28 protein-coding genes and 1 riboswitch are annotated in these 26,445 nt (G+C 38.7%); of the genes, 7 read left to right on the forward strand and 21 right to left on the reverse strand.

The window, feature by feature from the left end; all coding sequences use genetic code 11:
- Nucleotides 1–6 precede the first annotated feature (6 nt).
- From LI954_RS09930 to LI954_RS09940, 3 genes are all read left to right on the forward strand, one after another.
- Nucleotides 7–447 carry a threonine/serine exporter family protein gene (locus LI954_RS09930; RefSeq protein WP_202068509.1) on the forward strand — a complete coding sequence of 147 codons (441 nt, stop codon included), beginning with the start codon at nt 7–9 and terminating at the stop codon, nt 445–447.
- 603 nt (nt 448–1,050) lie between these two features.
- Entirely contained in the window at nt 1,051–1,236 is a 186-nt protein-coding gene (locus LI954_RS09935; RefSeq protein WP_202068511.1) for a hypothetical protein, read from the forward strand.
- 322 nt (nt 1,237–1,558) lie between these two features.
- Nucleotides 1,559–2,815: a LysM peptidoglycan-binding domain-containing protein gene (locus tag LI954_RS09940; RefSeq protein WP_229444383.1), complete on the forward strand. Its 1,257-nt coding sequence runs from the start codon at nt 1,559–1,561 to the stop codon at nt 2,813–2,815.
- Between the two features lie 719 nt (nt 2,816–3,534).
- Here the strand turns inward: LI954_RS09940 and typA are convergent.
- The 14 genes from typA to tsaB all read right to left on the reverse strand — a co-directional run bounded on the left by typA (nt 3,535) and on the right by tsaB (nt 15,169).
- Nucleotides 3,535–5,376 (reverse strand): translational GTPase TypA, encoded by a 1,842-nt coding sequence (gene typA, locus LI954_RS09945; RefSeq protein WP_202068513.1) that lies wholly within the window; start codon nt 5,374–5,376, stop codon nt 3,535–3,537.
- Between the two features lie 159 nt (nt 5,377–5,535).
- The gene (locus LI954_RS09950; protein ID WP_229444384.1) at nt 5,536–6,315 is read right to left on the reverse strand and encodes an inositol monophosphatase family protein; all 780 of its coding nucleotides are present in this window, start codon (nt 6,313–6,315) and stop codon (nt 5,536–5,538) included.
- Nucleotides 6,316–6,319: 4 nt separating this feature from the next.
- Complete coding sequence (locus LI954_RS09955) at nt 6,320–6,595, reverse strand: UPF0223 family protein (protein ID WP_202068517.1); 276 nt, start codon at nt 6,593–6,595, stop codon at nt 6,320–6,322.
- 63 nt (nt 6,596–6,658) lie between these two features.
- Nucleotides 6,659–7,930: a voltage-gated chloride channel family protein gene (locus LI954_RS09960; RefSeq protein ID WP_420705975.1), complete on the reverse strand. Its 1,272-nt coding sequence runs from the start codon at nt 7,928–7,930 to the stop codon at nt 6,659–6,661.
- A 56-nt stretch (nt 7,931–7,986) separates the two neighbouring features.
- A riboswitch (Fluoride riboswitch) is annotated at nt 7,987–8,056 on the reverse strand.
- Between the two features lie 137 nt (nt 8,057–8,193).
- A complete protein-coding gene (locus LI954_RS09965; protein WP_229444385.1) occupies nt 8,194–8,736 on the reverse strand; it encodes an HD domain-containing protein in 543 nt (180 codons plus the stop codon).
- Between the two features lie 218 nt (nt 8,737–8,954).
- Nucleotides 8,955–9,482 carry a GrpB family protein gene (locus tag LI954_RS09970; RefSeq protein ID WP_229441115.1) on the reverse strand — a complete coding sequence of 176 codons (528 nt, stop codon included), beginning with the start codon at nt 9,480–9,482 and terminating at the stop codon, nt 8,955–8,957.
- A 136-nt stretch (nt 9,483–9,618) separates the two neighbouring features.
- Nucleotides 9,619–9,819: a hypothetical protein gene (locus tag LI954_RS09975; protein WP_202068519.1), complete on the reverse strand. Its 201-nt coding sequence runs from the start codon at nt 9,817–9,819 to the stop codon at nt 9,619–9,621.
- Nucleotides 9,809–11,500, reverse strand: coding sequence for an arginine--tRNA ligase (argS, locus tag LI954_RS09980; protein ID WP_202068520.1), 1,692 nt, complete (start codon nt 11,498–11,500; stop codon nt 9,809–9,811). Before argS ends, LI954_RS09975 begins: the two co-directional genes overlap by 11 nt.
- A gap of 467 nt (nt 11,501–11,967) precedes the next feature.
- Nucleotides 11,968–12,126 (reverse strand): hypothetical protein, encoded by a 159-nt coding sequence (locus LI954_RS09985; protein WP_229444386.1) that lies wholly within the window; start codon nt 12,124–12,126, stop codon nt 11,968–11,970.
- A 95-nt stretch (nt 12,127–12,221) separates the two neighbouring features.
- Nucleotides 12,222–12,392, reverse strand: coding sequence for a hypothetical protein (locus LI954_RS09990; RefSeq protein WP_229444387.1), 171 nt, complete (start codon nt 12,390–12,392; stop codon nt 12,222–12,224).
- A gap of 31 nt (nt 12,393–12,423) precedes the next feature.
- Entirely contained in the window at nt 12,424–13,449 is a 1,026-nt protein-coding gene (tsaD, locus tag LI954_RS09995; RefSeq protein ID WP_202068521.1) for a tRNA (adenosine(37)-N6)-threonylcarbamoyltransferase complex transferase subunit TsaD, read from the reverse strand.
- A complete protein-coding gene (rimI, locus tag LI954_RS10000; RefSeq protein WP_229441118.1) occupies nt 13,450–13,914 on the reverse strand; it encodes a ribosomal protein S18-alanine N-acetyltransferase in 465 nt (154 codons plus the stop codon).
- Between the two features lie 9 nt (nt 13,915–13,923).
- On the reverse strand, nt 13,924–14,460 hold the full coding sequence (gene rimI / locus LI954_RS10005) for a ribosomal protein S18-alanine N-acetyltransferase (protein WP_202068524.1): 537 nt from the start codon (nt 14,458–14,460) through the stop codon (nt 13,924–13,926).
- Nucleotides 14,444–15,169 carry a tRNA (adenosine(37)-N6)-threonylcarbamoyltransferase complex dimerization subunit type 1 TsaB gene (gene tsaB, locus LI954_RS10010; RefSeq protein WP_202068526.1) on the reverse strand — a complete coding sequence of 242 codons (726 nt, stop codon included), beginning with the start codon at nt 15,167–15,169 and terminating at the stop codon, nt 14,444–14,446. Before tsaB ends, rimI (LI954_RS10005) begins: the two co-directional genes overlap by 17 nt.
- A gap of 218 nt (nt 15,170–15,387) precedes the next feature.
- Here tsaB and LI954_RS10015 point away from each other — a divergent pair, with 218 nt between their 5' ends.
- From LI954_RS10015 to LI954_RS10025, 3 genes are all read left to right on the forward strand, one after another.
- On the forward strand, nt 15,388–16,632 hold the full coding sequence (locus LI954_RS10015) for an SPFH domain-containing protein (protein WP_229444388.1): 1,245 nt from the start codon (nt 15,388–15,390) through the stop codon (nt 16,630–16,632).
- An 84-nt stretch (nt 16,633–16,716) separates the two neighbouring features.
- Nucleotides 16,717–17,838 carry a two-component system regulatory protein YycI gene (locus tag LI954_RS10020; protein WP_229444389.1) on the forward strand — a complete coding sequence of 374 codons (1,122 nt, stop codon included), beginning with the start codon at nt 16,717–16,719 and terminating at the stop codon, nt 17,836–17,838.
- Nucleotides 17,835–18,641: a TPM domain-containing protein gene (locus LI954_RS10025; protein ID WP_229444390.1), complete on the forward strand. Its 807-nt coding sequence runs from the start codon at nt 17,835–17,837 to the stop codon at nt 18,639–18,641. Before LI954_RS10020 ends, LI954_RS10025 begins: the two co-directional genes overlap by 4 nt.
- A 99-nt stretch (nt 18,642–18,740) precedes the next feature.
- On the opposite strand, the gene LI954_RS10030 is transcribed toward LI954_RS10025, so the two are convergent.
- The 7 genes from LI954_RS10030 to LI954_RS10060 all read right to left on the reverse strand — a co-directional run bounded on the left by LI954_RS10030 (nt 18,741) and on the right by LI954_RS10060 (nt 24,746).
- Nucleotides 18,741–19,970, reverse strand: a complete 1,230-nt coding sequence (locus LI954_RS10030) for a zinc-binding dehydrogenase (protein ID WP_229444391.1) — start codon at nt 19,968–19,970, stop codon at nt 18,741–18,743.
- A gap of 18 nt (nt 19,971–19,988) precedes the next feature.
- A complete protein-coding gene (locus tag LI954_RS10035; protein WP_202068532.1) occupies nt 19,989–20,849 on the reverse strand; it encodes a mannose/fructose/sorbose PTS transporter subunit IID in 861 nt (286 codons plus the stop codon).
- Nucleotides 20,850–20,861: 12 nt separating this feature from the next.
- Complete coding sequence (locus LI954_RS10040) at nt 20,862–21,680, reverse strand: PTS mannose/fructose/sorbose transporter subunit IIC (RefSeq protein WP_202068534.1); 819 nt, start codon at nt 21,678–21,680, stop codon at nt 20,862–20,864.
- Nucleotides 21,681–21,870: 190 nt separating this feature from the next.
- Nucleotides 21,871–22,359, reverse strand: coding sequence for a mannose/fructose/sorbose PTS transporter subunit IIB (locus LI954_RS10045; RefSeq protein ID WP_202068537.1), 489 nt, complete (start codon nt 22,357–22,359; stop codon nt 21,871–21,873).
- Nucleotides 22,359–22,781, reverse strand: a complete 423-nt coding sequence (locus LI954_RS10050; RefSeq protein ID WP_229444392.1) for a PTS sugar transporter subunit IIA — start codon at nt 22,779–22,781, stop codon at nt 22,359–22,361. Before LI954_RS10050 ends, LI954_RS10045 begins: the two co-directional genes overlap by 1 nt.
- Nucleotides 22,782–22,792: 11 nt before the next feature.
- Entirely contained in the window at nt 22,793–23,587 is a 795-nt protein-coding gene (locus tag LI954_RS10055; RefSeq protein WP_229444393.1) for an SDR family oxidoreductase, read from the reverse strand.
- 214 nt (nt 23,588–23,801) lie between these two features.
- The gene (locus tag LI954_RS10060) at nt 23,802–24,746 is read right to left on the reverse strand and encodes a sugar-binding transcriptional regulator (protein WP_229441124.1); all 945 of its coding nucleotides are present in this window, start codon (nt 24,744–24,746) and stop codon (nt 23,802–23,804) included.
- Between the two features lie 324 nt (nt 24,747–25,070).
- Between LI954_RS10060 and LI954_RS10065 the strand changes: the two genes are divergently transcribed.
- Nucleotides 25,071–26,189, forward strand: coding sequence for a C45 family autoproteolytic acyltransferase/hydolase (locus LI954_RS10065; protein WP_229444394.1), 1,119 nt, complete (start codon nt 25,071–25,073; stop codon nt 26,187–26,189).
- Nucleotides 26,190–26,445 lie beyond the last annotated feature (256 nt).

A 26,445-nucleotide genomic window follows, 5' to 3' on the forward strand; every position in this document is an offset into this window, starting at 1 on the left:
AAAGATATGAATGTAGTGATAAATCTGGTATTCAGCTATTTGAGTACTGTTACATTTGGTATTATTACCAATATTCCAAGAAAAGCCCTTAATGCCTGTGGAATCACAGGCGCTGCCGGCTGGATGCTTTTTATTGCAGCTAAACATTTAGAAGCTGGCGAAGTTTTTGCAAACTTTTTCAGTGCAGTCTGCATTGGTTTGCTCAGTATCTATTTTTCAAGAAAGAAAAAAATGCCGACCATACTTTTTAATATTCCCAGCATAGTTCCTCTTGTGCCTGGCGGTCCCGCCTACCAGGCTATCAGAAGCTTTGTTCTAGGGAGCTACATGTCAGGGTTTCAGTATGCAATGACAGTTATTATGACCGCAGCTTCTCTTGCAGCAGGATTTATGGTGACCAATCTAGTAGAAAGAATTTTGAAACGGTACCATACGAAAAGAACTTGATCATCTTCACAAATATTATACCCTCTGTTAATATTTATGAAAAATTTAATTTTTAATGGAGTTTTTTGCTATCTTGATGCAGTGCTTAGAAAAATAATGATAACTATAAGTACTTTTTTACAGACCGCGGTTGAACAATAATCATGTTGAAAATTGCCACACTTTCAAAACCTGAAAATGTGGCTAACCGACAGCTGTCCTTTTGAAAGTATACCAAGATAAACTGAAATATTAAAAAAACCATTTTCATCTATTCCTTCTTCATTATTGGATAAGCTCATTTTTGTCCTAACTTCGTTTCCTCATCTCAATTCTTGGTTTTCTTGAAAAAAAAAGTATACCTGTTATAAAAGCTATTAAAAATCAAAGAAATATGAAAAACTGATCAATTAAATAACCGTTGGATTTGACAAAGAACCACCATCATTGAGCACTCCGACAATAAAAAGCGCAACAAAGAAACTCGCAAGAACAATTATTGCAGCTCGGTGCCGCTCAATATAAAATGTTCGTTCCTCACCGTAAGATAACACAATTAAATTATCAAATGAAAGTTTTAGCTGAATAGATTTTAAGTTACCAAAAAACATTTGGGGTGTGAATATGAAAAACAGAGGACTAATTCTTGGTTTGCTGGCTGTGATTGGTATTACTGTTTTTTTAGCAGTAAATCAAAAAAAAGAGGTTGATAGAAAAACAATATCTTTCTCTTCCATTACTCTTGAAACAGCAGGAACAAGTATAGAAGCCACTAAGAAGCTGCCAAATTTATCCGAACTAGAAGAATAATATGGTTCACAAATAGTAGATAAAGGTGAGTTTGAAATTATTACGGTCTCTTATAAAAACCATCCACATATGCTGGCAGAAAATGATCAAAGTGAGGTATTAGAATTTACCATTTCTGCAATTCAACAAGATGGCGAAGAATCTACATTTTCTATCGATTCTCTTGAGACAGTAAGAGATCGAAAAAAATTAGGTGATCGAATCAAACTGATACAGATTAAAAATAAATACTACGAATATATGTGATATTTATTGAAATAATTTCGTAAAGATAATACAATGAAATCGTAACCAAAATGAAATATAGAAGGAGGTAAAGAAAATGAGAAGATTATCTGTCATGCTATTGACGGGATGTCTCTTTATTTTGGGAATGCTTGCAGGTTCTACGGTTTTAGCGAAGGAATGGAGCCCCAATAGTCCTGACACCATCCAAATCGTAGATGGGCAGAAGGAATATACAATGAAATGGGGTGACACCCTTTGGGCAATTGGTCAAAAAGTGAATATTAAGCATGAAAAGCTAGCGGAAGTCAATGGTATAGATCTGAAGTCAGGAGAGCAATATACATTACCTATTGGCAGAGTTCTTATGTTTAGTAAAGGTGTAGTTACTGTAAAGGATGCTGACGGTTCTATTTACTCTCAATCTGTGATAAATGAAAAGGATAAAATCAATCAGGAAAAAGAGATTGGTGAAGCTTCCGAGCAAGAAGTTTCAAGTTATCCTTATGCAGTGACCAGAGAATCCTTGAGTTATCCACTAGCTTTTTATTTTAATGGAATAAATATGCCAGATTCCGTTACGCTGGACTTTACTTACGGAAACTCAGGTAAAGTAACTTTTCTTATGGGTGAACAAACGTATGAATACAATGCCACCTTCAACACTATTTCAACAAAGTTAATCAGAATTTATAGTGCAAACAGCACATCTGGCAATAAGATTCGGACAGTAAATGTAAATACAGAAATTGCTCTACAACCAGTAGCTGAAGATACTTATTTTTTTGGTGGGAACAATAGCAACAAACTCTATCTATTTGTCAATAATAATGGTGGGCTGTCTCTGATTACATCAAATTATGCCGGGAACTATCCGATAGAAGAGGCAGACGTGATGGCCGAAGTATTGCAAGGAAATACGGCAACTGTACCCACACCATTAGCAGGCTACTCTGAAGAACAGATTGAATACGCACGTGTGACCGAAGCACTTTTGCAATACTATGGCATTACAGGGCAACCGATTGAAGTCTCAGTAACTAAAAATGCAGCCGGTGCCCAAGTCCTACCATTTAACGGTTCACAGACACTGACGGAACCAAGTTTCCAACTTAGCTTTAGTATGGATGGAACAATGGCTTCTACAGTGATTGTAACCTATCTGTCTAACCATAATGGTTCAATTCGTTTTTATAAAATTCCAAATCACTATCAAGACCCACGATATGAATCAGATCCTGACTGGGTTTCCCAAGAAACTGGTAATTTACTGAACAATATTCAAACGCTCAGCATCCCAAATGCATATGATCAACAGGCTGCCGAAATCATTGATCTGATTAGTATACGATAAGTTGTTTCCTACGAAAAGAATAAAAGCTTTGTCACGCGTAAAACAGACACAGTATTATTGACTGTGTAGTACGTAACAGATGCTGTATGAAAAAGGTAAGCTTAAGAGCAACTAAAAAAGTACTGAGTAAAAATTGATACCAGTGCTTTTTTTCAACTTAAATCAGTAGAATGAGAAGCTTAGCAGCCTAAAATTAGGTTATCTTACTGTCAAAAAATAATACTTTCTGCTTCATTACTAACCTTGTTGGAGCTACTTCAGCTTTTCGGCGCTCATCTTCTCGAAAAGCTTGGAGAAGATGACATAGGTACTCCTTTATTTCTCTACACACAAAGTATCTTCAGTAGTCGAAAAGTCCAACAATTAGCAGAATAAAATCTTTCAACTCATTGGTTAGAGGGCGGACAAACACGCATGAGTGTTTAGATATGAAGAGAGTTTGTGTCTAAACTCACAGTCACTCATTTTTGGGCATATAAAGGTTTGTTTAGATCGAACTCACTAGCACGTTCGACAGTTAAAAACGATCAATGAGAATCCGTTATCATCATTTGGAAACTAGATAGGATGTAGTTATCATCAAAAAATAAGTAAAAACGGAAATCAAAATCTGTTCAACAGATTTTTTGATTTCCGTTTTTGTTTTAGGACTATTTTTAGTCTCATCCTACTTGTAATTAATCTATTCTCTTAATGCATTTACCAACTACCAGGCAATCTTAGTCAGCTTTTTTCTTTTTCTTAGAAGCTTTTTCACGTTCATTTTTATTTAGAATTTGTTTACGCAAACGGATACTTTCCGGTGTTATTTCGCAATATTCATCGTCGTTAAGAAATTCCAGTGATTCTTCCAGTGTTAAAAGTTTTGGTCTCTTGATCACAGAAGTTTGATCCTTCGTTGCTGAACGAACGTTAGTCATTTGTTTTGCTTTGGTAATATTTACAGTCAGGTCATTATCACGATTGTTTTCTCCAATGATCATACCTTCATATACTTCTGTTCCCGGTTCTACAAAAACTGTTCCGCGTTCCTCAATACTCATAATACTGTAAGTAGTTGCTTTTCCTGTATCAATGGAAACAAGCGCGCCCTGGTGACGTCCGCCAATTGTTCCCTGAATCATAGGAAGATACTGATCAAATGTATGGTGCATGATTCCATAGCCCCTTGTCATAGACAGGAACTCTGTTGTATAACCGATCAATCCACGAGCAGGTGCAAGGAAAATCAGACGAATCTGCCCATTCCCCGTATGAATCATATCCTGCATTTCGCCCTTACGCTGGCTCAATGACTCAATAACACTTCCCATATATTCCTCAGGAGTATCGATTTGAACACGTTCAAAAGGTTCACATTTGATTCCTTCAATCTCACGTTCGATAACTTCCGGACGTGAAACCTGCAGCTCATACCCTTCCCGACGCATATTTTCAATTAAAATAGATAAATGAAGCTCCCCGCGACCTGAAACAGTCCAGGCATCCGGTGAATCTGTTGGTTCTACTCGTAAAGATACGTCTGTCTGCAATTGTGCCATCAAACGTTCTTCAATCTTTCTAGCTGTAACAAATTTTCCTTCTCTGCCGGCAAAAGGAGAATTATTAACAAGGAAAGTCATTTGCAGTGTCGGCTCATCAATATGAAGAATCGGCAAACCATCCTGATGATCAATCGGTGTAACTGTTTCACCAACGAAGATATCTTCCATCCCTGAAACAGCAATTAAATCTCCAGCTTTTGCTTCCTGAATTTCCAAACGCTGTAAACCAAAGAAGCCAAATAGTTTGGTTACTCTGAATTTTTTCACTGTTCCATCAAGCTTAAGCAAAGCAACCTGATCTCCAACTTTTATCGTACCACGGAAAATACGGCCAATTCCGATACGCCCAACATAATCGTTATAATCAAGTAAAGAAACCTGAAATTGTAACGGTTCGTCGCTATTGTCAACTGGAGCCGGAATATGTTCGATAATTGTATCAAAAATTGGTCCCATTGTTTTTTCCTGATTTGCAGGATCATCTGACAAACTGGATGTTCCATTCAAAGCAGAAGCATAAATAACAGGAAATTCAAGCTGATCTTCATCTGCTCCCAATTCAATAAACAGTTCCAGTACTTCATCTACAACATGCTCAGGTCGAGCAGAAGGTTTATCAATTTTATTCACTACAACAATTGGAGTCAAATGCTGTTCCAATGCTTTTTTCAAAACAAAACGCGTTTGAGGCATTGTTCCTTCATAGGCATCAACGACCAGTAAGACACCATCAACCATTTTCATGATTCGTTCTACTTCACCACCAAAATCCGCATGTCCTGGTGTATCCATAATGTTTATGCGAGTTCCCTGATAATCAACAGCAGTATTTTTTGCTAAAATTGTGATTCCGCGTTCTTTTTCAATTGCATTGGAATCCATTGCGCGTTCTTGTAATTGAGTGTGTCCGTCTAATGTAGATGACTGCTTCAATAACTCATCTACCAGTGTTGTTTTTCCGTGGTCAACGTGGGCAATAATTGCTACGTTCCGGATATCATTTCTATAATTTACCATTGTTTGCTCCTATCCGTTTGCTTACTACACAATTTACTATCTAAATCCGACTGTTTATTATAACAAATTTTTTTCATGAAATACAGCCCAAAGTTTTCATAAATGCTGAAAACTTTAGACTGTGCATACTTTTTCTGAAAATAATCATTCATTCCTTTGCTATTCAGTCATATTTTCTTTAAACATTGCAACAATTTTCTGATGGTTCTCCGGCATTGCCGCAGCAAAATATTCTCTTCCATCAAACGACAATGCTTCCCCTGTAAGAGTAGTTGACTGATAGCCGAAAGATTCAAGCAGAACCATCCCAGGTGCATAATCCCATGGTGCCAGGTTAGAGATATACCCAACATGACTCCCTTTGAGCAGTGCAATCATTTCCAGACCGGCACATCCGCTCACCCGAATCCCCATACTTGCATTTGCCACCGCTTTTGCCCCATGAACATTTTCCCCGTACATATAAGCATTGAAGCCTAAAAGACCGTCACGCAAATCAACGGGAGCAGGAGCCGACAGCTTTTCTTTATTTCGATAGACACCAAGCTCTTTCCCGCCCCAGTACAATTCACTGCGCATCACATCATAGATAAACCCCAGTTGTCCAATACCGTCTTCAAATATACCAAGCATGATACAGAAATTTTCCTGCTCTATCACAAAATTCATCGTTCCATCAATCGGATCAATGATCCAAACACGTCCATCTAAAGAATCAATTGTACTGCAGCCCTGCTCTTCCCCAAGAATTTTATCTTTCGGATAAACTTCCTGTATTTTTTTTATAAGAAACTGTTGTGTCTCTTCATCAATATTAGTCACTAAATCTTTACGATTAGATTTTTCCTTAACTTCCAATGTTTTTGTCAAACTCTCTTTAATAAACTCGCCGGCTTCCATCAGCCAGTTTTTTACTTGTTCTACATTTACTGTCTTCATTTGATCAACCTCCCATTTTTAACTTTCCGTTTTTTCTTTTTCTGGCTTCTTGAACGGTACGGTATAATGAGTAGCCCGATGCTTTCTCAAATTCATTGCCCAATCGCTTTTCTTCACCAATGCTTTTTACTATTTCTTTGAATGCTGTATAGCTTTCCAGAAATTTTTCAACAGTAATCCCTGATTCATTTGCCTGTTCTAAGGCAGACCATAAATTGGTCACAATAACCATTTCTTCCGTTGTCCAGTCTAAGTCCAACGGATATTGATATTCCTTCATAAATTCACCCCATCCAATTTAGTGTAGCACAAGTGGAAAATCGTCGAAAGTAATCACTCAATTTTATTTACTGTAACGCTTCTTTTTCCAGTCGTCAAACAGAGGCAAAGAAAGCTGTCCCTTTCCCTGTTCAACTTTTTGTGCTGAATAAATTCCAGCATTACCTGAACACAAATAACTGACAATGCAAATCATAACAAGAAAAACAGCTGCTTCACTCCCAAACAGCTCTATCCCCATAACAGAACAGGCAATTGGTGTATTCGTGGCGCCGGAAAAAACACCAATAAAGCCGAGCGCTGCTAAAAACGGTATCGAAACATGTAAAACCTGTGCCAGACTGCTTCCTAAAGTTGCGCCAATTTCAAATAAAGGTGTAACTTCGCCCCCTTGAAACCCTGCACCCAACGAAAGGATAGTAAAGAAAAACTTTCCTGCAAAATCAAACATATAAGCATGTCCTTGAAAGGCATCCGATAATAACGGTAAACTTAATCCCAAATACCGTTGGCTCCCAAGTAAAAGAGCTGCCGTAACAACAACTGCTCCTCCTATAAAATTATATACAATAGCATTTTCAAACCAATTACTGTAGACTTTTTTTAGAAAAACAATTGAATGACTGAACCCCCACCCAATCAGACCGAAACAAATCCCCGCTATCAGCAGCTTCATAAACAACCATAGCGACCACTCTGGAATTGCCCCCATTGAATAATGACTATGTGTTATACCGTACATTTCTGTTACAGCATTTGCAAAGAATGCAGAGAAAAAACTAGGGAAAACAGCCTCTGAACGGAGCTTCCCTAAGACAAGAACTTCAATGCCAAATAAGGTTCCTGCAAGCGGAGTTCCAAAAACAGAACTAAACCCTGCACTAATACCGCTGATAAGTATCATCTCTCGTTCATAACCAGAAAGTTTAAATAGCTTGGCAATAAATTCTGCTGTTGCTCCGCCCATTTGTACCGCTGTCCCCTCTCGTCCAACAGAGCCTCCAAACAAGTGAGTTGTGATTGTTCCAAATAGAGTAAGCGGAATTAAGCGCAACGGAATCTTCTCTTCACTCCCATTGGCCCCCTTAATAACCAAGTTATTTCCGCCAACAGCAGTTTTTCCGTAATGACTATAAAGAAAAGCAACGATTGCTCCGCTAATCGGCAACAAAAACAACAGCCATTGATGACTCATTCGATAATTTGTAACCCATGTAAGGCTGGTCAGAAAAAATGCAGATAATGATCCCATTATTATGCTGATAATCACAGAAATCACCAGCCATTTCAACATATACATTCCTATTGTTATTATTTGATTCTTCATTTTCCCCATTACAAATTCCCCCCGATCCAAAATGAAAACGCCTACCAAACAGGAAAATAATTCCTAATTTAGTAGGCGTCATTAATTTATTACTGGAATAAATGCTTATCGGCGAACACCATCGCCATCTCTAGTTATTCAACTATTACTATTTTACCACAATCCTCTTTTAGAAACAGACAGAAATACTTTAAGTTAATACATATTCTAAAGCTGAATTCAAAAAGAGCTGCAGTTCGGACAAGTCAGCCCTGCAGCTCTTTCATCATGTCTTACAGCTGTGTCTCGTTTTTTATCTGTACTGGTTGTACCTGTACAGATTCTTTTCTTCCAAAGTATTGTGTCCATTTTCCTTTAACGCCCTCCAATAAAGGTGTAGAGGCTTCTTTAATGGCACAGTATTTATCAACCATCGTTACAATATAGCTTTCTTTATATTTTGGCGGAGCAATAGTTGCTCCCCACATATGCTTGATGATGATGTCACGTTCCAAGTCAGATAAGTCTGTAATTTTTTCTGCATTTCTGGCAGCAATCCTTGGATGCATATATGCATGAGAGCCTTCATCAAATTTAGTTGTACGCCAGTCATAATAAAACAAATCATGAAGCAGTCCAGCTCTTGCTGTCGCTCTGGCATCACCATTCCATCGTTTGGCAAGCTTGTAACTGTTGTAAGAAACACTGATACAATGCTCTAAACGAGTAGAATTTATATGTTGAATGTAATTTCCCAACCTCTGTACTTCTTCAGTTGCCAATAAATCTTCTACATAAGACATATATTCTTTATCTTCAGTCCAATTTTCTGTCATAGATATGGGTTCCACCTTTTTTTGAAGTTAATTCACTAAACTTGTGAAAAGTATAGCACCCTTTTTTTAAAAATACTAGATTATTTAAAAGACGTAAAAAAAGCTTAATATTTATCCTTTATGGTAATGACTTCACTAGGATTATTAAAAATACTTTATGGTAGAGCAGTCTTCAAACATGCAGGGTTGACAGTCCATTGAATTGAAATATCTATCTATTATTTATTTTTCCAAATCCATTTCAATGCTTCCTTTTCGAATTTCTTCACAAACTCATCCTTATAAGCCATGTATCCATCAATATCTGTCGGATTTTGATTGGCTGCCTCCATTTTTATTGCACCATATTCTGAAGCAACTTTCGGATGTGTACGTAAATAATCTCTAAACGCAACATGTCGTCCTATTTCTTTCAGATTATCATATTGATAAGCATGTACTTGATGGGTACGCTCATCTCCGCCTTTTTGAAAGTACCTTCTTCCCGGCAACCCATACTCTCCCCAGCATTCATAGCCAAGCTCCGCCATATTATTAATGTATTGATCCAGCTGATTTATATCATCAACAATTAATGAGATATCAATGACTGGTTTTGCTGCTAAATTAGGAACAGAAGTACTTCCAATATGAATGATGTTTATAATCAAAGCTGCAGGAAGAACCTCTGTAATCTTTTTCTTCTCCTCTAAAAATTGACTTGGCCAAAACGGATTATATGGAACGACTTCAATTTTTCTTACCAATTTATTTCCACCTCTTTTAAAAAAACACCAACAACTCTTTGATTTCAAAAAAGAAGTTGTTGATGTATGACTTATTTGTTTTCAGATAGTTGGAACGTTGTTTTAGCCAACTCCTCTTTCAAAATTACTTCCAGCTTTAGATATCCATTAACTTTTTCATTAAATTAAAAACTCTGATATTTTCTGATTCGCAGCAGCCTTCATACAACGCGGCTTCCAGTAATTCTTTCATAACAGTTTCATACTCTTCATTTGTTTCCGTTCCAGCACCATAGATTAAACGAAAAGATTTAGTCTCTGTTTGGAATCCCCATAAAACAATCCTGTTACATTTCATCTGGGGCATGAAGTCCCAGCAAACGCAAGTCCTCTTTAAGTAATACAGCCATTGCTGAAACAAGAGCAAGACGAGCTTCTTTTTGTTCATCCTCAGCCAAGATTTTTACATGAGCATAGTATTTATTAAAAGCTTGAGCCAGCTGAATAGCATGCTTGGCAATCACAGAAGGTTCATATTTTTCAGCAGCCTGCAAAACAGTTTCCGGGAATTTTTGCAATAATTTAATTACTTCCCAACTGTCTTTGTCATTCAAACTATAGTCATCAGACCCATTCGCTTTAAAGTCCGCTTTTCTCAAAATACTCATGGCTCTTGCATGTGTATATTGAACATACGGTCCTGTTTCACCCTCGAATCGAACCACTTCATCTAAGACAAAATCAAAATTATTCAGGCGGTCATTTTTCAGATCATGGAAAATAACAGCCCCAATTCCGACTTGTTCTGCTACTTCCCGTCGATTTTTCAAACTAGGATTTTTCTCAAGTATTTGCTGTTCCGCAGATTCCACTGCTTCATTCAGTACTTCTTCCAAGAGAACAATTTTTCCTTTACGGGTTGAAAGCTTCTTACCGCCTTGAGTAATTAACCCGAAGGGGACATGATGCATATCATCAGACCAGTCAAAGCCCATTTCCTTTAATACTGCTTTAAGCTGTCTGAAATGATTAGACTGTTCGTTTCCTACAACATAGACTGATTGCGCAAAATTGTATGTCCGTTTTCTATAAACGGCAGCCGCCAAATCTCTGGTAATATAAAGTGTTGCCCCATCTGATTTACGAATTAAAGCAGGATTTAAGTTATAAGCTGTTAAATCAACAATGTCTGCACCCTTGTCTTCTTTTAACAAGTGCTTTTCTTCCAATAATGTAACGATCTCATCCATTTTGTCATTGAAAAATGCTTCTCCATTGAAAGAGTCAAAAGAAACTTCCAGCATATCATAGATTTTATTGAATTCCTTTAATGATTCATCTCTGAACCATTGCCACAGCTGAATAGCTCCTTCATCTCCATCTTCAAGCTTTTTAAACCATGCTCTTGCTTCTTCTTCCAATTCTGGTTCTGTTTCTGCTGCCTCATGAAAATGAACGTATAAACGCAGAAGCTCATTAATTGGTTCCTCTTTCACAGCTTCTTCTGAACCCCATTTTTTATATGCAACAATCAATTTTCCGAATTGTGTTCCCCAGTCGCCCAGATGATTAATCTTGACAGGCTTATAGCCGATTTTTTCGAGAATATTTGCAATTGCATTTCCAATTACTGTAGACCGAAGATGCCCCATCGAAATAGGCTTGGCAATATTTGGAGAAGACATATCGATTGTAATATTTCCGTTATTTCCAATTGAAGCCTCACCAAAGTCAGCCCCTTTTTCAATAACTTCTTTGATTACTGATCCACTGACTACTTTTTTATTCATGAAAAAATTTAGATATGGACCAACCACTTCAATTTTTTCGAATGAAGCTGGATCTATTTTTTCTGCCAGCTCTGCTGCAATCTGCTGAGGTGCTTTTCTGAAAACCTTCGCCAGTGAAAAAGCCGGAAAGGCAACATCTCCATGATCTGATGTTTTGGGATTTTCCAGCAGACTTAAGACCTGCTCAAAACTCAATTCTTCTTTTACAGCAGTGAAGATCGCTTCTGCTACAATTTGCTTATTGTTCATTTATTTCCCTCCTAAATATAAATAAAAAACGCCTCTAATAAATCCATTAAAGGATTATTAGAGACGAGAAATTCCCGCGGTACCACTCTGATTGTCTGTCTATAAACAGACCTGCTTTGACAGATAACGGCTGTCAGCCGACTGTTTTTATTCAGTAACTACAAAGTGCGCTTCCCAATTTCCTCCATTCCCGGCTTACACCTTCCCGGGATCGCTGATCTGAATGCCGAAACTAGTACTCTCTTTGACTGTAAATTTTCTATTCAATTCATTGCAAAGTATAGCAAAAAATTTGCTCCTTGGCTAGAGGCTGTCTGAAAACTATTGAGGAAAACGGGTGTCAACGCTTTTCCAACCAGACGCGTTTGTATCGAGAATCGAACACGATCCTCGAAGCATGGAGGGACTTTGCCCCTACGCTTCTTCGAATGCTCGTCGCATATCTGAGGGTCATTCAAGCCTTGCTCCTACGCTTCTTCCGATGCTCGTCGCATGAAGGGCTTTGCTCCTGCGATTACTCGTCGCATGAAGGGCCTTGCTCCTGCGATTACTCGTCGCATGAAGGGCCTTGCTCCTGCGATTACTCGTCGCATGAAGGGCCTTGCTCCTGCGATTACTCGCGTCACATGAAGGGCCTTGCTCCTGCGATTACTCGTCGCATGAAGGGCCTTGCTCCTGCGATTACTCGTCACATGAAGGGCCTTGCTCCTGCGATTACTCGTCACATGAAGGGCCTTGCTCCTGCGATTACTCGTCGCATGAAGGGCCTTGCTCCTGCGATTACTCGTCGCATGAAGGGCCTTGCTCCTGCGATTACTCGTCGCATGAAGAGATTTGCTCCTGCGATTACTCGTCGCATGAAGAGATTTGCTCCTGTGATTACTCGTCGCATGAAGAGATTTGCTCCTGTGCTTCTTCTGCTGCTAAAAACTGAGGCCCGGCACTGCATTTAAATGATAATCTGCAAACTTGCCTTTTTTCTGTTCAATAAACGCTGCGGCTCCAATCATTGCCGCATTATCTCCACAAAGCTTTAATGGCGGGATGATCAGCTGAACATTTGGAAGCTGATCTGCTGTTTCCTGTTCCAATACTGTCCTCAAGCCCTGATTTGCGGCAACTCCTCCTGCCACAATCAGCTGCTTTACCTGATACTCCTGACAGGCTCGTATTGTCTTGGAAACTAAAACTTCAATTACGCTGGCCTGAAAACTAGCAGCTAGATCTTCTTTATTCAACACTTCTTCACGTTGTTCTGCATTATGAACGGTATTGATAAAAGCACTCTTTAGTCCGCTGAAGCTGAAATCATAATTAGATTCTTTCATCATTGCTCTTGGAAAATGAAAAGTATCTGACCCTTGATGGGCCAATATATCAATTTCTCTTCCACTTGGATAGGCAAGACCAAGTACTCGTCCAACTTTGTCATAGGCTTCCCCGGCAGCATCATCTCGTGTTTCACCGATAATTTCGTACTCGCCATCTTCTTTCATATAGACAAGCTCCGTATGTCCGCCGCTGACCAGCAAAGCCATTAACGGAAATTCCAAAGGCTGTACCAGTTTTGCAGCATATATATGACCTGCCATATGGTTGACAGGAACCAGCGGCAAGTCATGAGCCCAAGCAAAGGCCTTGGCTGCCGACACGCCAATCAGCAAAGCACCAACTAATCCCGGACCATAAGTAACAGCAACCGCAGAAAGTTCATCCGGCGAAACGGCTGCTTCTGTCAACGCTTCATCTATGCAAATAGTAATTTGTTCTACATGATGACGGCTGGCCACTTCAGGAACAACACCGCCAAATCTCTGATGGCTTTTAATTTGAGAAGCAATAACATTGGAAAGAATTTCACCGCCGTTTTTTATGACAGAAACACTCGTTTCATCACAGCTGCTTTCGATAGCCAAAAGCAAATTGTTTTCTTTTTCAGAAACAGTCATTTAATTCAACTCCTCCATTCTCATTTCCATCACCATTCCATCTTCAGTTGGCTGATGATAATAATTTTTTCGTTTGCCAATCTGCCGGAAGCCAAGTGATTTATAGAGTTTTTTTGCAGGCTCATTCGATTCTCTGACCTCCAGAAAGACTGTTTTCACACCACTTTCTTTCATACATTGAATGACACTCTTTAACATCCTTTTGCCAACACCGCTGCTTTGTCTGGATTTTTCAACCACCACATGTGTGATATCCGCTTCATCAAACGTCTGATAATAGCTCACAAAACCTAACCAAACCTCATTTGCAGTATAAATCAGGTAATGACTGTTGGGTTGAGAAATGTCTTCTTTAAATTGATCCTTTGTCCAGGGAGAGCCATGGAAGTAACTGTTTTCACTTAACAGCCACAGCTTTTCTTCTGATTGAGAGACACTTGGCAATTCTTTTAATTCACTCATCATTTACACATCTCACAAGTCCATTTTCATTTCCAGTGCATGCTCGCCATCATCATAATAGCCCTCAGTGATTTTATTGGATGAAAATCCCAACTTACGATAGATTCCCTGAGCATGTTTATTGCTCAGCCTCACTTCCAATGACATATTTGTACATTGATGATTTTTAGAGAAGGCTATCGCTTCTTTTAATAAGTATACAGCAATCCCTTTTCCCTGTTCTTTTTTTGCCACTGCAACATTTGTAATGTGTCCATCCGCTTCAATGACCCTACAGCCGATGAATCCGACAGTTTTCCCCTCTTTTTGAACAAGGATATATAAATGCGGATTTTTTGAATGCAGTTCATTCAAAAACGCAGAGCGTGTCCAGGGAACCTCTCCTTCATAGACTTCTCGTTCAATCATCAGAAGATCCTTGATATCATCCTGCGTAATTTCTCTTACAAAGTATTCATTGTTTCCAATCGCAATAACAGCACTTTCATACTCTTTCGGCAGTTCCTTTTTTCCAAATAATTTTTCTATAAAATTAAATTTTTTCAACATAGTTCTCATCTCCCGGAAAATGATCTTTCAACCAGTTTTCTTCAGCTTCCACCCGTTTAAGATATTCGGGCAGAAAGTGATGAACTTCTTTTACTGGTTCCTTACCAGCCCCTAATTGAGCCAAAACAGCTCCAGAAGGAATCTGCCACTGAGGATGCTTATTTATTTCAGCATTGTCCAACTTCTCTTCAATAGTTATTCGAAATTTCTCAACATCTTCCCCAACAAAATAGATGGATGGAAAATCTTTTAATTTTTCAAGCCATTGATTCATTGAGATATGCTGATCAGGGATCACTGTTTCCCAATTTTCATTTACTTTGTCATATTGATAAGCACCACTGTAGACATTGTTTCTCCGCGCATCGAATAGAGGAACAATCAGACTATCCATGTTCAGGCAGTTAGCTGCTAAAGTCAACAAACTGGAAATCCCCACCAAATCAATCGATAAAGAATAAGCCAGAGTTTTGGCTGTGGTTACTCCAATTCTCAAGCCTGTGTATGAGCCGGGTCCCTGAGCTACCACAATTCGATCCAGATCCTTTGGCTTCAGTTGACTATCCTCCATCACTTTCGATATTGCCGGCATTAATGTTGTACTGTGATTTTTCTGTACAGTGCTGGTATATGCACCTAGTATTCGGTTGTTTTCACATACAGCTACACTTAATGTTTGATTTGATGTATCAATTGCTAAAATGCGCACAAAAAATCCGCCTTTCCCTCTTGTTGTCGATTTATTGTAGCATATTTTTGATTGAAGGTAAAAAAACAAAAAACATCTTTTTTAAAGGTTGAACTGGTTACAAAATATGCCCTGATTTATCTGCTTATTTTTATTTATAAGTTAAGTATTCTTCATGTCTTTCCATTCAACAGCTATGGTATAATAAAACGAAAAGTCTTTTTCAAGGAGGAATAATAATGGGAATTATTAAAGCAGCAATTGATTCAGTTACTGGTGGCTTGGCAGATCAGTGGGTTGAAATTATTGAACCAAGTGATATGTCAGATACTACCGTCATGACTAAAGGTATTTTTGCCAGAAAAAATGATCGTCGGGGATCAAATACTAAAGGAACAAGTGACGTAATCACAGACAATTCTGTTGTCCACGTATATCCTAATATGATGATGATCCTTGTAGATGGCGGAAAAGTCATCGACTATACAGCAGAAGAAGGCTATTATATCGTTAAAAATGATTCTGCCCCTTCTCTATTTAACGGAAGTCTGAAAGAAGCTGTTAAGGAAACCTTCAGCCGGGTAAAATTTGGCGGAACAACTCCTCAAAAACAACAAGTTTATTATATCAATTTACAGGAAATCAAAGGAATCAAATTCGGTACTTCTTCACCAATTAACTATTTTGATAACTTTTATAACGCAGAGCTGTTTTTAAGAGCTCATGGAACCTATTCAATTAAGATTACTGATCCTCTGCTGTTCTTCACCAATGCGATTCCAAGAAACAAAGACCGGGTTGAAATCAGCGATATCAATGAACAGTATTTGGCAGAATTTTTAACAGCTCTTCAATCAGCTATCAATAAAATGTCAGCTGACGGTGAAAGAATTTCCTATGTCCCTTCAAAAAGTATGGAGCTGAGCAGCTATTTATCCAATATTTTGGATGATAACTGGCGTGCTTTGAGAGGAATGGAAATTGTTTCGGCGGCAGTCTCCAGTATCTCCTATACAGATGACTCTACAAAACTGATTAACATGAGAAATCAGGGAGCAATGCTAGGTGATGCTAGTGTACGTGAAGGATATGTTCAAGGCTCTATAGCTCGTGGAATAGAGGAAGCCGGGAAAAACCCTGGTGGTTCAATGTCCGGGTTTATGGGAGTCGGCATGGGGATGAATACTACCGGGAACTATTTCAGTCAAGCCTCTCAAACAAATCAGCAGCAGATGCAACAACAACAAGCTGCCCAACAAAATCAGGCAGCTGAAAATAGCACCGGCGGCAGTTGGGTCTGCCCTCAGTGTGGTACTGAGAACACCGGAAAATTCTGTTCTAACTGTGGGACACCTAAACCGACAGATGAAAAACCAAAATTAGAAATGAAATGCAACGAATGTGGGGAAATTGTTGATTTAGCAGGCGGGATTCCTAAATTCTGCCCTAATTGCGGCAAACCTTTCCAAGGTGTCCCTATTTAATTTTTGGATATGCAGCATACTTGAAAGAGGAGCAGTGAACATTTCCTGCTCTCTTTCTTATTAACGATAGAAAGGGAAATTGCAATGGACTCTTTTACTCATAAATGCCCTAATTGCGGCGGTCCGCTGTTATTTGATCCGAAAGATCAAAAATTTCATTGTGAATATTGCTTAAATATTTATACAGAGGAAGAAGTTACTGCTTATGAGCGGGCACAGCGTGAGGCAAAGCTGGAAGAAAATACGAACAATTCAGCAAACAATACTACTCAACCAATCGAAACACCTGATTCTTCAGATAGTCAGACACAACAGGCTGAATCTGAAAATATGGAACTTTTTATTTGTAACAGCTGTGGTGCTGAAATCGTTACTGATGCAACCACAGCAGCAACATACTGTTATTACTGTCATAATCCAGTCGTTCTTTCCGGCAGACTCAGCGGAAAATTTTTACCTGACAAAGTGCTGCCTTTTTCCATTGAAAAAGAAGAAGCTGTTGAACAATTTTTAGCTTGGACTAAAAAGAAGTGGTTTATTCCCAAAGATTTTTTCAACAAACAGCAGATTGAAAAATTGACTGGAGTCTATTTTCCCTATTGGTCTGTTGATTCTGAGATTAGCGGAGAAATGGATGCAGCTGGAACAGCGATTCGAATTTGGCGGGTTGGAGATATTGAATTTACTGAAACAAAGCAATTTGCAGTAGGAAGAAAAGGAAAATTGAACTTTCGGGAGCTGCTGAAAAATGCTTTATCTAAAAATACTCAGCAAAAAATGATGGAGGGGGTTCAGCCCTTCCCGATCAATCAAGCTGTTGATTTTAAAAGCCAATATCTGGCAGGGTTTCAAGCCGAGAAAAGGGATATTGAATATGAAGCAATCAAAGATCAGGTAAACAAGGAACTGAAGGGTTATTCGGAATCTTTGCTAAAAGATTCCGCAGCAGGTTATACAACGCTCTCAAATGTCCGAACATCCATTTCTGTTGACAGGCAAAAATCCAATTATGTCTTACTTCCGATGTGGCTGGTCACGTATCGTAATCAATCCGGCGGTGATCAGGTTTATTACTACGCAATGAACGGTCGAACAGGTAAAGTGAACGGTGTACTGCCAATCAGCGGCAAACGATTAGGCTTGTTCAGTTTGGGTATGTTTGCAGTTCTTCTGATTCTCTTTTTGATTGGGGGCTACATGATATGAGAAAGCACTTTATACTTTTTATAGCGCTGATCGGCTCTTTGTTTCTGCTCCCTTCCTTTGCTCTAGCTGGAAATAATACCGTTGATGATCAGGCAGGATTGCTGACTGCTGAACAGATTCAACAATTGAATAAAGCAGCGGAAGAAATCGAAACGAAAGCAAAAGCCTCAGTCTTTATAGTGACTAATACAACGAATACAGATGATTCTACCCGTTTTGCCGACTTGTATATGATGGACAGAATTGGAAAAAACGAGAATGGGATCACCTTCTATATTGATATGAACAACCGGAAATTTATTATTTCCACTTCCGGCAACATGATTGACTACATGACTGACAGCAGAATCGAAAACACCCTGGATGATATAGAGCCTTACATGATCGATGGGAACTATTTTCAGGCAGCACAAAGCTTCCTGAAAAATGTCAGCCGTTACGTTGATGCCGGAGTTCCTAAAGGGCACTACCGAATTGACAGTGAAACCGGGAAAATTACGTATTATAAAACATTGACTATAACCGAAATTATTATTGCAGTTGCTGCAGCTCTGGTTATTACAGGAATTTTTGTCGGAATTGCTGTTTCGCGCTATCGCCTGAAATTTGATTCCTACAATTATCCATATCGTGAGAAATCCGCTTTGCAGCTTACTAGTAAAGAAGATCGTCTCACAAATTCATTTGTTACACAGCGAAGAATTCCAAAAAGCAATGGCGGCTCCGGCGGCAGCAGTGGTGGTGGAAGTACTACCCACTCGACCGGTGGAGGAACCTTCGGCGGCGGAGGCAGAAGCTTTTAAAAAATAAAAGTAGTTGGCTAAAATAGAAAGAAAGGATTTCTCTATCAAGGACAAGAGAAATCCTTTCTTTCTATTTGTACTTCTTAATTTGACTCTTCCTCAAATTTCTTCAAAGTGTCTCAATACATAATCTTCTGCTTGTCTTGACCAAATTCCTTGATTTTCTGCCACAATTTTAGCCAATTCGTTGTCAAGATCTTCCAGCTCAGATAATTCTGTACGTTCAAAATTTTTATGTGTATAAACAAGCTTTTTCCCGCCGCCTACTTCCGGCTGATTAAGCGTTGTTTCTCCTACCGCATTTAGCCCCAATATATGTGTAACAACATTGGCAACATTTACTTTTTTGGCTTCAATTAATTCGACTGCTTTTCGCATATCCTCTGTGTTGCCCCCGGAAGTTCCAACATAATGGGTGAAGGAATAATGCAGATCATAAAAGTTGATTTCTGCTGAAAAAGTTTTATCCTGTGGTCCAGCAAAGAAATTCAAACAGCCATCAGGATTCAGCAGTGCTGACGCTTCACTCAGGACTTTAGACACCGGAATCATCACAAAGATATCATCAAATTTCCCTCCGACTGTCTTTTTCAAGAATTCAGTCTGATCTGACTCATCTTTCACATTTACATAAAATACTTCAATCCCATTTTGGCTTGGGTAAAGTGCTTCCGCCCGCTTTAGTTTCTCTTCATTCACATCGGTAACAACGATCTTTTTCGGGTTGACGGGCCCATGAAGTGCATAGTCAATCGCCAACAGCCCCATTGGTCCGGTACCTCCCATAATTAATAATGTTCCATCCTCTTTAATTCCCATTTTATGTTCATAGCTGTTATCAATTAGATGATAGTTCGCTTCAAAAGCACCTATAACGCAGGACAATGGTTCAATCAACGAACCTTCAAAATACGTTTCGCCATTATAAGGAATTAAACAATCCTGTACCATAACGTCTTTTGACAAGATAATGTACGTCGCGTCTCCGCCCGTAAATGGATATGAGTACCCTGGACAATCCGGGCGATCCGGCAACTGTAAATTTGCCTGAACAACATATTTTTCACCCGGTTTGTATTTACTTTGCCAACTTGCACCTACCTCTAAAATCTCACCACAGAATTCATGTCCAACAATAATTGGCTGTTCTGCCAAATTATCCGGCGCCTTTTTGTGATCTGCTCCCTGGTTTGCCAGTTTCCATGTGGACATACAAATGCTGTCGGTAATAACTGAAGCCAGTATTTCATCTTCATTAATTTTTGGCAGTTCAAATTCTTCCAGACGAAGATCTTTTTTCCCATATAGTCGCACTGCTGTTGTCTTCATTTTTCTTATGCTTCCCTTCTACTGTAAAATACCTGCACCATAACCAATAATTCCAATTGCAAATAAAATAAAGATTAATAAGATTGGACTGATTTTTTTCTTCAACAATTTCATCATCAGCAAAGTTAATCCCAGTGCCAGCAAGCCCGGAACTAAGTCGTCCAAAATATTTTGAACAGTCGTTACAACCATTTCTCCATCTGTTCCAGGTGTTTCTGAAACAACTAAAGGAATGTTGATAGTGGTCCATTTAGTTACTAGAACACCCATAATAAACAGCCCGAGTATTGTTGCTCCTTCCGTTAATTTCTGCAGAAGACTGCCAGATAAATCCTGAACAATGTCCAGACCTTTTTTAAAGCCATAGGTCAAACCGAACCATTTCATTGCCAGACGAACCGTGTTAAAGGCAATAAAGAAAATTACAGGACCTAGTATACTTCCAGTCAAAGCCAATGAAGCACCGATTGCAGCTGTAATGGGTCGTAAAGTTCCCCAGACTAACGGATCGCCGACACCGGCCAGAGGTCCCATCAATCCAACCTTCAAACTGTTAATTGTTCCGTCATCAATATCAGCTCCGCTGGCTTTTGCCTCTTCCATGGCGATGGTCACACCAATAACCGGACCGCAGACTGCAGGAGTCGTATTAAAAAAAGTCAGATGTCTTTTTAATGCTTCTGCCTGCTCCTCTTTCGTTTTATACACTCGCTTTATCGTTGGAATCATATCTACACAAAAAGCCAGGGCATGGATTCTTTCATAGTTGAATGAAGCCTGTTGGAAATTTGAAAAAACAAAGGTCGTAAGTAAATCTCTTTTTGTAATTAAAGACTGTATTTGTTTTTCTGTATTTACTTCTGTTTCTGCTGCTTCCATTACTCTTCCTCCTTAATCTTCCAGTTCATCTTCTGCTATAGAAGAAATACCAGCTGCTGCTACCGTTGCTTCAGACTGAGGCTGTCCCTGCTGTCGAAAATTTGGATTCAGCTGAACGTAGACAAGTGCAGTAATCAGACCCACCACCCCAAAGGAAAGCAGACTAAAATCCAGATAACCGCCTAAAACAAACCCCAGATAGAAAAACGGCATTAGGTATTTTACACTCATCATGTTTAGAACCATTGCATATCCAACAACAACAATAAAACCCCCTGCTGCTGCAAGTCCGCCTGTCACAACCTCTGGAATCATGGATAACATACTATCAACCATTTCTGCACTGACAAATGCCGCCACAATAGTAGCCGGAACAGCCACCCGCATTGCCTGAACAAACAGTGCACTGAAATGCAGGAAAATAATTTTGTTAAATGCCGCTTTCTCCGCTTCTCGATCTGCAGCATGTTGAAAAGCAACAGTAATTGTTCGAGCGATGACAGTTAACACCTGTCCAGCTGCTGCAACCGGCAATGCAATCGCAATTCCAGCTTGAATATCCTGCTGCCCCACAACAACTAAAATAGTTGAGATTACACTTGCCAATGCAGAATCAGGTGATTGAGCTGCACCAATATTCATCCAGCCTAATGCAATCAGTTCCAGAGTACCGCCTAAGATAATACCTGTTGTCATATCTCCTAAAATCAATCCTGTTACTGTACAGGCAATTAACGGTCGATGTGTCTGAAATTCATCCAAAACACTGCCCATCCCTGAAACAGCTGAAAAAACAAAGATTAGAATAATTTGAATTACTGAAAGTTCCACCTTTTCTCCTCCTCATAAAATATATTTGTAAGCATCAAATTTGATACAAGTACTTGATCATCGATAATTAAATAAAATAACTAGTAGTCTTTCCCTCCTTGATTCCCGGTGAAGCCGCCTGGCAACGAGCAGTACGACGGTCAATTGATGATTCTTAAAATCAACGAAGGTGCTTTCTCTCCCATGCTTTTTACAATACAGCCTCACTCAATTTAGCTTCAAAGTTTATCTTTGGATCTGTTGCAACCACCCGACAATCCAGTTCGACCCCTGCACGTTTCAACTTCTTAAATGCCTCCACATCTTCAGCACTGACTGAAATCGCCTTGGTTATCTGCGTTTTTCCAGTCTTAAATTGCATTCCTCCAATATTGATTGACGTTATGGGAACTCCTCCTTCAACAAGTTCAAAAACTTCACTTGGATTTGTAAATAAATAAAAAACTGTTTCCTCATCATATTTCGGATTATTAAAAACTTTAATTGCTTTTTCAACATCCACAATATTCACTTTAATTCCCGGAGGTGCCGCCTGCTTCACAAGTGTTTTTCGAATGGTGTCTTCGTTCACTTCTTTGCTCACAACAATGATCCGGCCCGCACCTGCTTCTTTTGCCCAGACTGTTGCAACCTGTCCATGAATCAGACGATCGTCAATTCTTGCCAATTTAATTTTCATTAAAAATCTTCCTCCTCCTCTTCTTCTTCTATTTTTCCACTAAAAGATTGTACCGTTTCCTCTGCCATTTTTTTTACTATGCATACGATTTCATTTATCGGCAGTGTTTCAATCAAGCTTGCTATTTCCAAAACTAATGGTAACGACATGCCTGACAAGACTTGAATATTCTTTTTCGGTTCTTTCATCGCCAGACTGCAGCTTGCATTATAGGGCGTGCCGCAAAAGAGATCAGCCAGAATTAATGTTTCTCCTGTTGTCTGATTCAGGACATTGCTCAACTTCTCTTCCAAACTCTCCAATCCATCCTGCTGATCAAAAGCAACTGGGTAAAATCGGTCTGCTGTTCCAAATATCATTTCCAGAGAATGCTTCATTTCCACCGCCAAACGTCCATGAGCAACCAGAATTACATTTGCCATTTTAGTTTCTCCTATCCTCTTGTTTTTCCTCCAGCTACATTGATCGTAACCCCGCTGATATAACTTGCCTTGTCTGAAATCAAGTACGCTACTGTGTCAGCGATCTCAGATAATTTCCCGCTCCTTCCCAAAGGAATCGTACTGGTTTGACTGTAACCTTTTCGAATATCCTCAACCGTTTTCCCCCTGGTGTAAGCTAATGCGGTTTCATAATTCAGTGTTCTAAGACCAGTCTCTTCCATGATCCCCGGTGCAATACCAACTACACGAATTCCTTCTTTTCCCAGTTCCTTTGCCCATGATCGTGTAAAGCTGTTCACAGCCGCCTTTGTTGCTGCATAACAGCTCTGGCCTTCAGAGCCTTCGAGCCCAGCTTCAGAAGACATATTGATTATGACCCCTTTTTTCTGTTTTACCATTACTCTACCTGTCAGCTGGCTAACCAGATAAACCCCTTTTTGATTAATGCTGGTCATCTTTTCAAACAGCTCATCTGTCAGTTCATGTTCACTATGTTCTTTCTTATCAGCCAGCAATGCTGGAACATTCACACCAGCATTATTAACCAGAGCATCAATTCTTCCATACATGCTTATTGTAAAATCAACCAGCTGCTTTACAGATTCCCTAGAGGTTACATCGGTCCGCACAAAATGAAGATTTTCATGATGATAATCCCCCTCATTTATATCTCCATTAATAACAAAAGCACCCAGTTCGCATAATTCCTCAGCAATTGCTGCCCCAATACCAGATGAAGCTCCAGTAACAATTACGACTCTTTTTTCAATATTCAACCAGTTCATTTCACAGCCTCTTTTCACACTTGATATTTACGATCAACATTTGTGATATCACATTTTTATTATATGATCATAAATTCACAATGTCAACCACTTTTTTCACATTTGATTTCAAGAAATCACAAATGAGGCTATCTTTATCTTTTTTGATAAAATAAAAAGTGCTTAGTCTGATACATAGACTAAACACTTTCAAACTTATTTTTTATCATGCGGATTATTCCATCTTAAGAACTTTCACAGCTGTTTCTTCTGTTGTAACCAACGTTGTAAGAAGCTGTCCTTTTAATGCAGCTTGAATACTTCCAACTTTTTCATCCGATTCTGCAATTCCAATTCGTTGAGGTACCTTTTTTAGTTGCTTCATTGATATGCCAATAATACGATCATTAAGGTTGCTGTCAATCGTATTTCCGGAATAATCAAAGAAACGGGAGAGAATATCACCAGCAACTTCTTTTGTTTCCAACTCCTTCATTACATCTTCTCCATAGAACCCTTTCCATCTGTCATTTTCACTCATACTTGGACTGCCGATACCAAAAACTGCAATATCAAGCTCTTTCCATAGATTGGATAATTCCTGATTGAAAGAATTTTTCATTAAAGCTGTCTGCAATTCTTTTGTCTCTGTTACAGCAGGTGAGTCAATCATCAGCGCATTACAGCCAATTTTTTTAGATGCAGCATAGGCAATAGTGTTCACATGATACGCACTGGCAAGCTTCCCGGAAGGTCCTCCAATCATGGGAAGACAAGTTACTTCGTTTAATTCAATGTTGCCCATTTCTTCAACCATGGCTGCCAGTGCATGCCCCCAGGAAAAGCCGATTTTCATTCCATTTAATAACAAGCCTAAAAAATATTCTCCGGCTGATTTCCCTAAGATTTGTTCTTTTTGCTGAGCTGATAAATCTGATGCAACAGGAACTACAATCGCCTTCTCCAAACCAAATCGCTTTTCCAGCTCCTGCTCCAATGAATAACTGCCGGATTTATCATAATTGATCGTAATTTGAACAATCCCTTCTTCTCTGGATCGCTTTAACAGCCGGCTGATTGTTGTTCTATGGATATTTAGTTCTTTTGATATTTGGCTTTGCTTTTTATCTTCCTGATAATACATTTCTGCAATTCTTATCAATAATTTTTCTTCATCCATGGTTCTTCTCCTTTTCTTGCTCTCAGAAAAACTATACCACACGATTCACATTCGTGAAAGGGAAATATCATTTGTAAATTTCATTGAGTATCTTTTTGTAAAAGTCAACAAGCATTAACAACTACAAAAAAATTGAAAAGTTATGCTCCACAACTAAAAATTTTCCGTTTCAAGACTACCTCAAATAATTAGGTGAGCCGACTTCTAATTTATTTTGAAGGTTTCGAAATCCATTATTTATCTGAAGCCTATCAGGTCGTCTTACTTCTGTATTCTGTTATAATAAGCTTAATAAAAACAGGTATTCCAAAGGAGTTTATTCAGATGTCTAATAAAAAATCTGTTTTAAAGAAAAAAGTTACGGTTAATAATCGTACAGGGAAGAATTTTGATATAGGTTATAGGATAGGAGAACAACTTGTTTTACATACTACCAACTTATTAGGATTGAAAAAACAGCTGTCTGATAAGAATGCCAAAAGAGCTGTTGACTATTTTGAAAAATATTGTCCCTCAATTAATGAAGAAATCAAAGGTTTTATGGAGAGAACAGGGCTTACTCCAAATGAATTTTTCTTTTATCACTACAGCATTACTACCCCTGGATGCAGCCAATTTGCAAGTCATTCATTGAATGGTGAAACCAAGCATCCAATTGTGATGAGAAATTATGATTTTGATGCAGAAAGTGAGGATTTTTGTCTGGTTCATTATACAAATACAGGAGCAAATCATTTTATCGGAACAAGTATGCTGCTTTTCGGTATTGATTGTGGTGTAAATGAACATGGATTATCTGTCAGCATGTCTGCCTGTGGTTCTCCAGTCGGTCCTTTTCGGAAGCCAAAAGTTGAGGGCTTGAGATTTTGGATTGCCATTCGATTAATTTTAGAAACCTGTTCCACTGTCCAAGAGGCAAAAGTATTATTAGATAAGCTGCCAATCGGTGATAATGTCAATTATCTGTTGGCAGATAAAAATGGCGATCTGCTGCTTTATGAAATAGTAGATGGAATGAAAGAAGACCGAGCAGTAACAAAAGGAAGTCCTGAAAACCATCTTTTTGTAACAAATCATCCTATACTTCCTTTTATAAAAAAAGAAGACCCTTATGCAAAAGAAAATTCCATTAATCGATATAAGTTATTAGAAGATTTTGCTAAGAAAAACACTATCGTTACTCGAGATAATTTATTTAATTTCTTCTTAACTCCTTACCCCAATGGGCTTTGCTGCTTTTACTTTGACGATTATTTCGGTACAACCAAAACTGCTTTACTAGACAGCGCTGACAATTCTATTGAAATTTGCTGGGGAGGACGTAAAGAAAACGGGCTATTCAAATACAAAGTAAATGATACATTTGCAGATGAAATAATTGAGATCGAATTGACTAATGAACCTTCACCTAGAAATATGTTTGCTACAGTGGCATTAATCTGACGTACTATTCGAAGAGGATATCATATTCCCATTATAAGAAACACATCAAATACTACAGATAAAAAAGAGAGTGAGACAGAAATAAAATTCCAAACTCTCTTCGTATCTAACCCCGAATAAACGGTGGTACAAAAGCAACTCCTTCGGAATTAAGCCGAACTATCCTGAAAATATGAAGCCCTATTTTCGGATATTCCTTCTTAATTCTCGGAGCTGATCGCTTTTTATACGAAAACTAAAACTCAAAAAATGCAAA

The organism is Enterococcus sp. CWB-B31, from assembly GCF_020567645.1.
Classification (GTDB): domain Bacteria; phylum Bacillota; class Bacilli; order Lactobacillales; family Enterococcaceae; genus Enterococcus_L.

Coding starts and splice junctions, on each gene's coding strand:
- LI954_RS09930 (WP_202068509.1), top strand. CDS start 7: ATGAATGTAGTGATAAATCTGGTATTCAGCTATTTGAGTACTGTTACA.
- LI954_RS09935 (WP_202068511.1), top strand. CDS start 1,051: ATGAAAAACAGAGGACTAATTCTTGGTTTGCTGGCTGTGATTGGTATT.
- LI954_RS09940 (WP_229444383.1), top strand. CDS start 1,559: ATGAGAAGATTATCTGTCATGCTATTGACGGGATGTCTCTTTATTTTG.
- typA (WP_202068513.1), bottom strand. CDS start 5,376: ATGGTAAATTATAGAAATGATATCCGGAACGTAGCAATTATTGCCCAC.
- LI954_RS09950 (WP_229444384.1), bottom strand. CDS start 6,315: ATGAAGACAGTAAATGTAGAACAAGTAAAAAACTGGCTGATGGAAGCC.
- LI954_RS09955 (WP_202068517.1), bottom strand. CDS start 6,595: ATGAAGGAATATCAATATCCGTTGGACTTAGACTGGACAACGGAAGAA.
- LI954_RS09960 (WP_420705975.1), bottom strand. CDS start 7,930: ATGGGGAAAATGAAGAATCAAATAATAACAATAGGAATGTATATGTTG.
- LI954_RS09965 (WP_229444385.1), bottom strand. CDS start 8,736: ATGACAGAAAATTGGACTGAAGATAAAGAATATATGTCTTATGTAGAA.
- LI954_RS09975 (WP_202068519.1), bottom strand. CDS start 9,819: ATGAAATGTAACAGGATTGTTTTATGGGGATTCCAAACAGAGACTAAA.
- argS (WP_202068520.1), bottom strand. CDS start 11,500: ATGAACAATAAGCAAATTGTAGCAGAAGCGATCTTCACTGCTGTAAAA.
- LI954_RS09990 (WP_229444387.1), bottom strand. CDS start 12,392: ATGCGACGAGTAATCACAGGAGCAAATCTCTTCATGCGACGAGTAATC.
- tsaD (WP_202068521.1), bottom strand. CDS start 13,449: ATGACTGTTTCTGAAAAAGAAAACAATTTGCTTTTGGCTATCGAAAGC.
- rimI (WP_229441118.1), bottom strand. CDS start 13,914: ATGATGAGTGAATTAAAAGAATTGCCAAGTGTCTCTCAATCAGAAGAA.
- rimI (WP_202068524.1), bottom strand. CDS start 14,460: ATGTTGAAAAAATTTAATTTTATAGAAAAATTATTTGGAAAAAAGGAA.
- LI954_RS10015 (WP_229444388.1), top strand. CDS start 15,388: ATGGGAATTATTAAAGCAGCAATTGATTCAGTTACTGGTGGCTTGGCA.
- LI954_RS10020 (WP_229444389.1), top strand. CDS start 16,717: ATGGACTCTTTTACTCATAAATGCCCTAATTGCGGCGGTCCGCTGTTA.
- LI954_RS10025 (WP_229444390.1), top strand. CDS start 17,835: ATGAGAAAGCACTTTATACTTTTTATAGCGCTGATCGGCTCTTTGTTT.
- LI954_RS10030 (WP_229444391.1), bottom strand. CDS start 19,970: ATGAAGACAACAGCAGTGCGACTATATGGGAAAAAAGATCTTCGTCTG.
- LI954_RS10035 (WP_202068532.1), bottom strand. CDS start 20,849: ATGGAAGCAGCAGAAACAGAAGTAAATACAGAAAAACAAATACAGTCT.
- LI954_RS10045 (WP_202068537.1), bottom strand. CDS start 22,359: ATGAAAATTAAATTGGCAAGAATTGACGATCGTCTGATTCATGGACAG.
- LI954_RS10050 (WP_229444392.1), bottom strand. CDS start 22,781: ATGGCAAATGTAATTCTGGTTGCTCATGGACGTTTGGCGGTGGAAATG.
- LI954_RS10055 (WP_229444393.1), bottom strand. CDS start 23,587: ATGAACTGGTTGAATATTGAAAAAAGAGTCGTAATTGTTACTGGAGCT.
- LI954_RS10060 (WP_229441124.1), bottom strand. CDS start 24,746: ATGGATGAAGAAAAATTATTGATAAGAATTGCAGAAATGTATTATCAG.
- LI954_RS10065 (WP_229444394.1), top strand. CDS start 25,071: ATGTCTAATAAAAAATCTGTTTTAAAGAAAAAAGTTACGGTTAATAAT.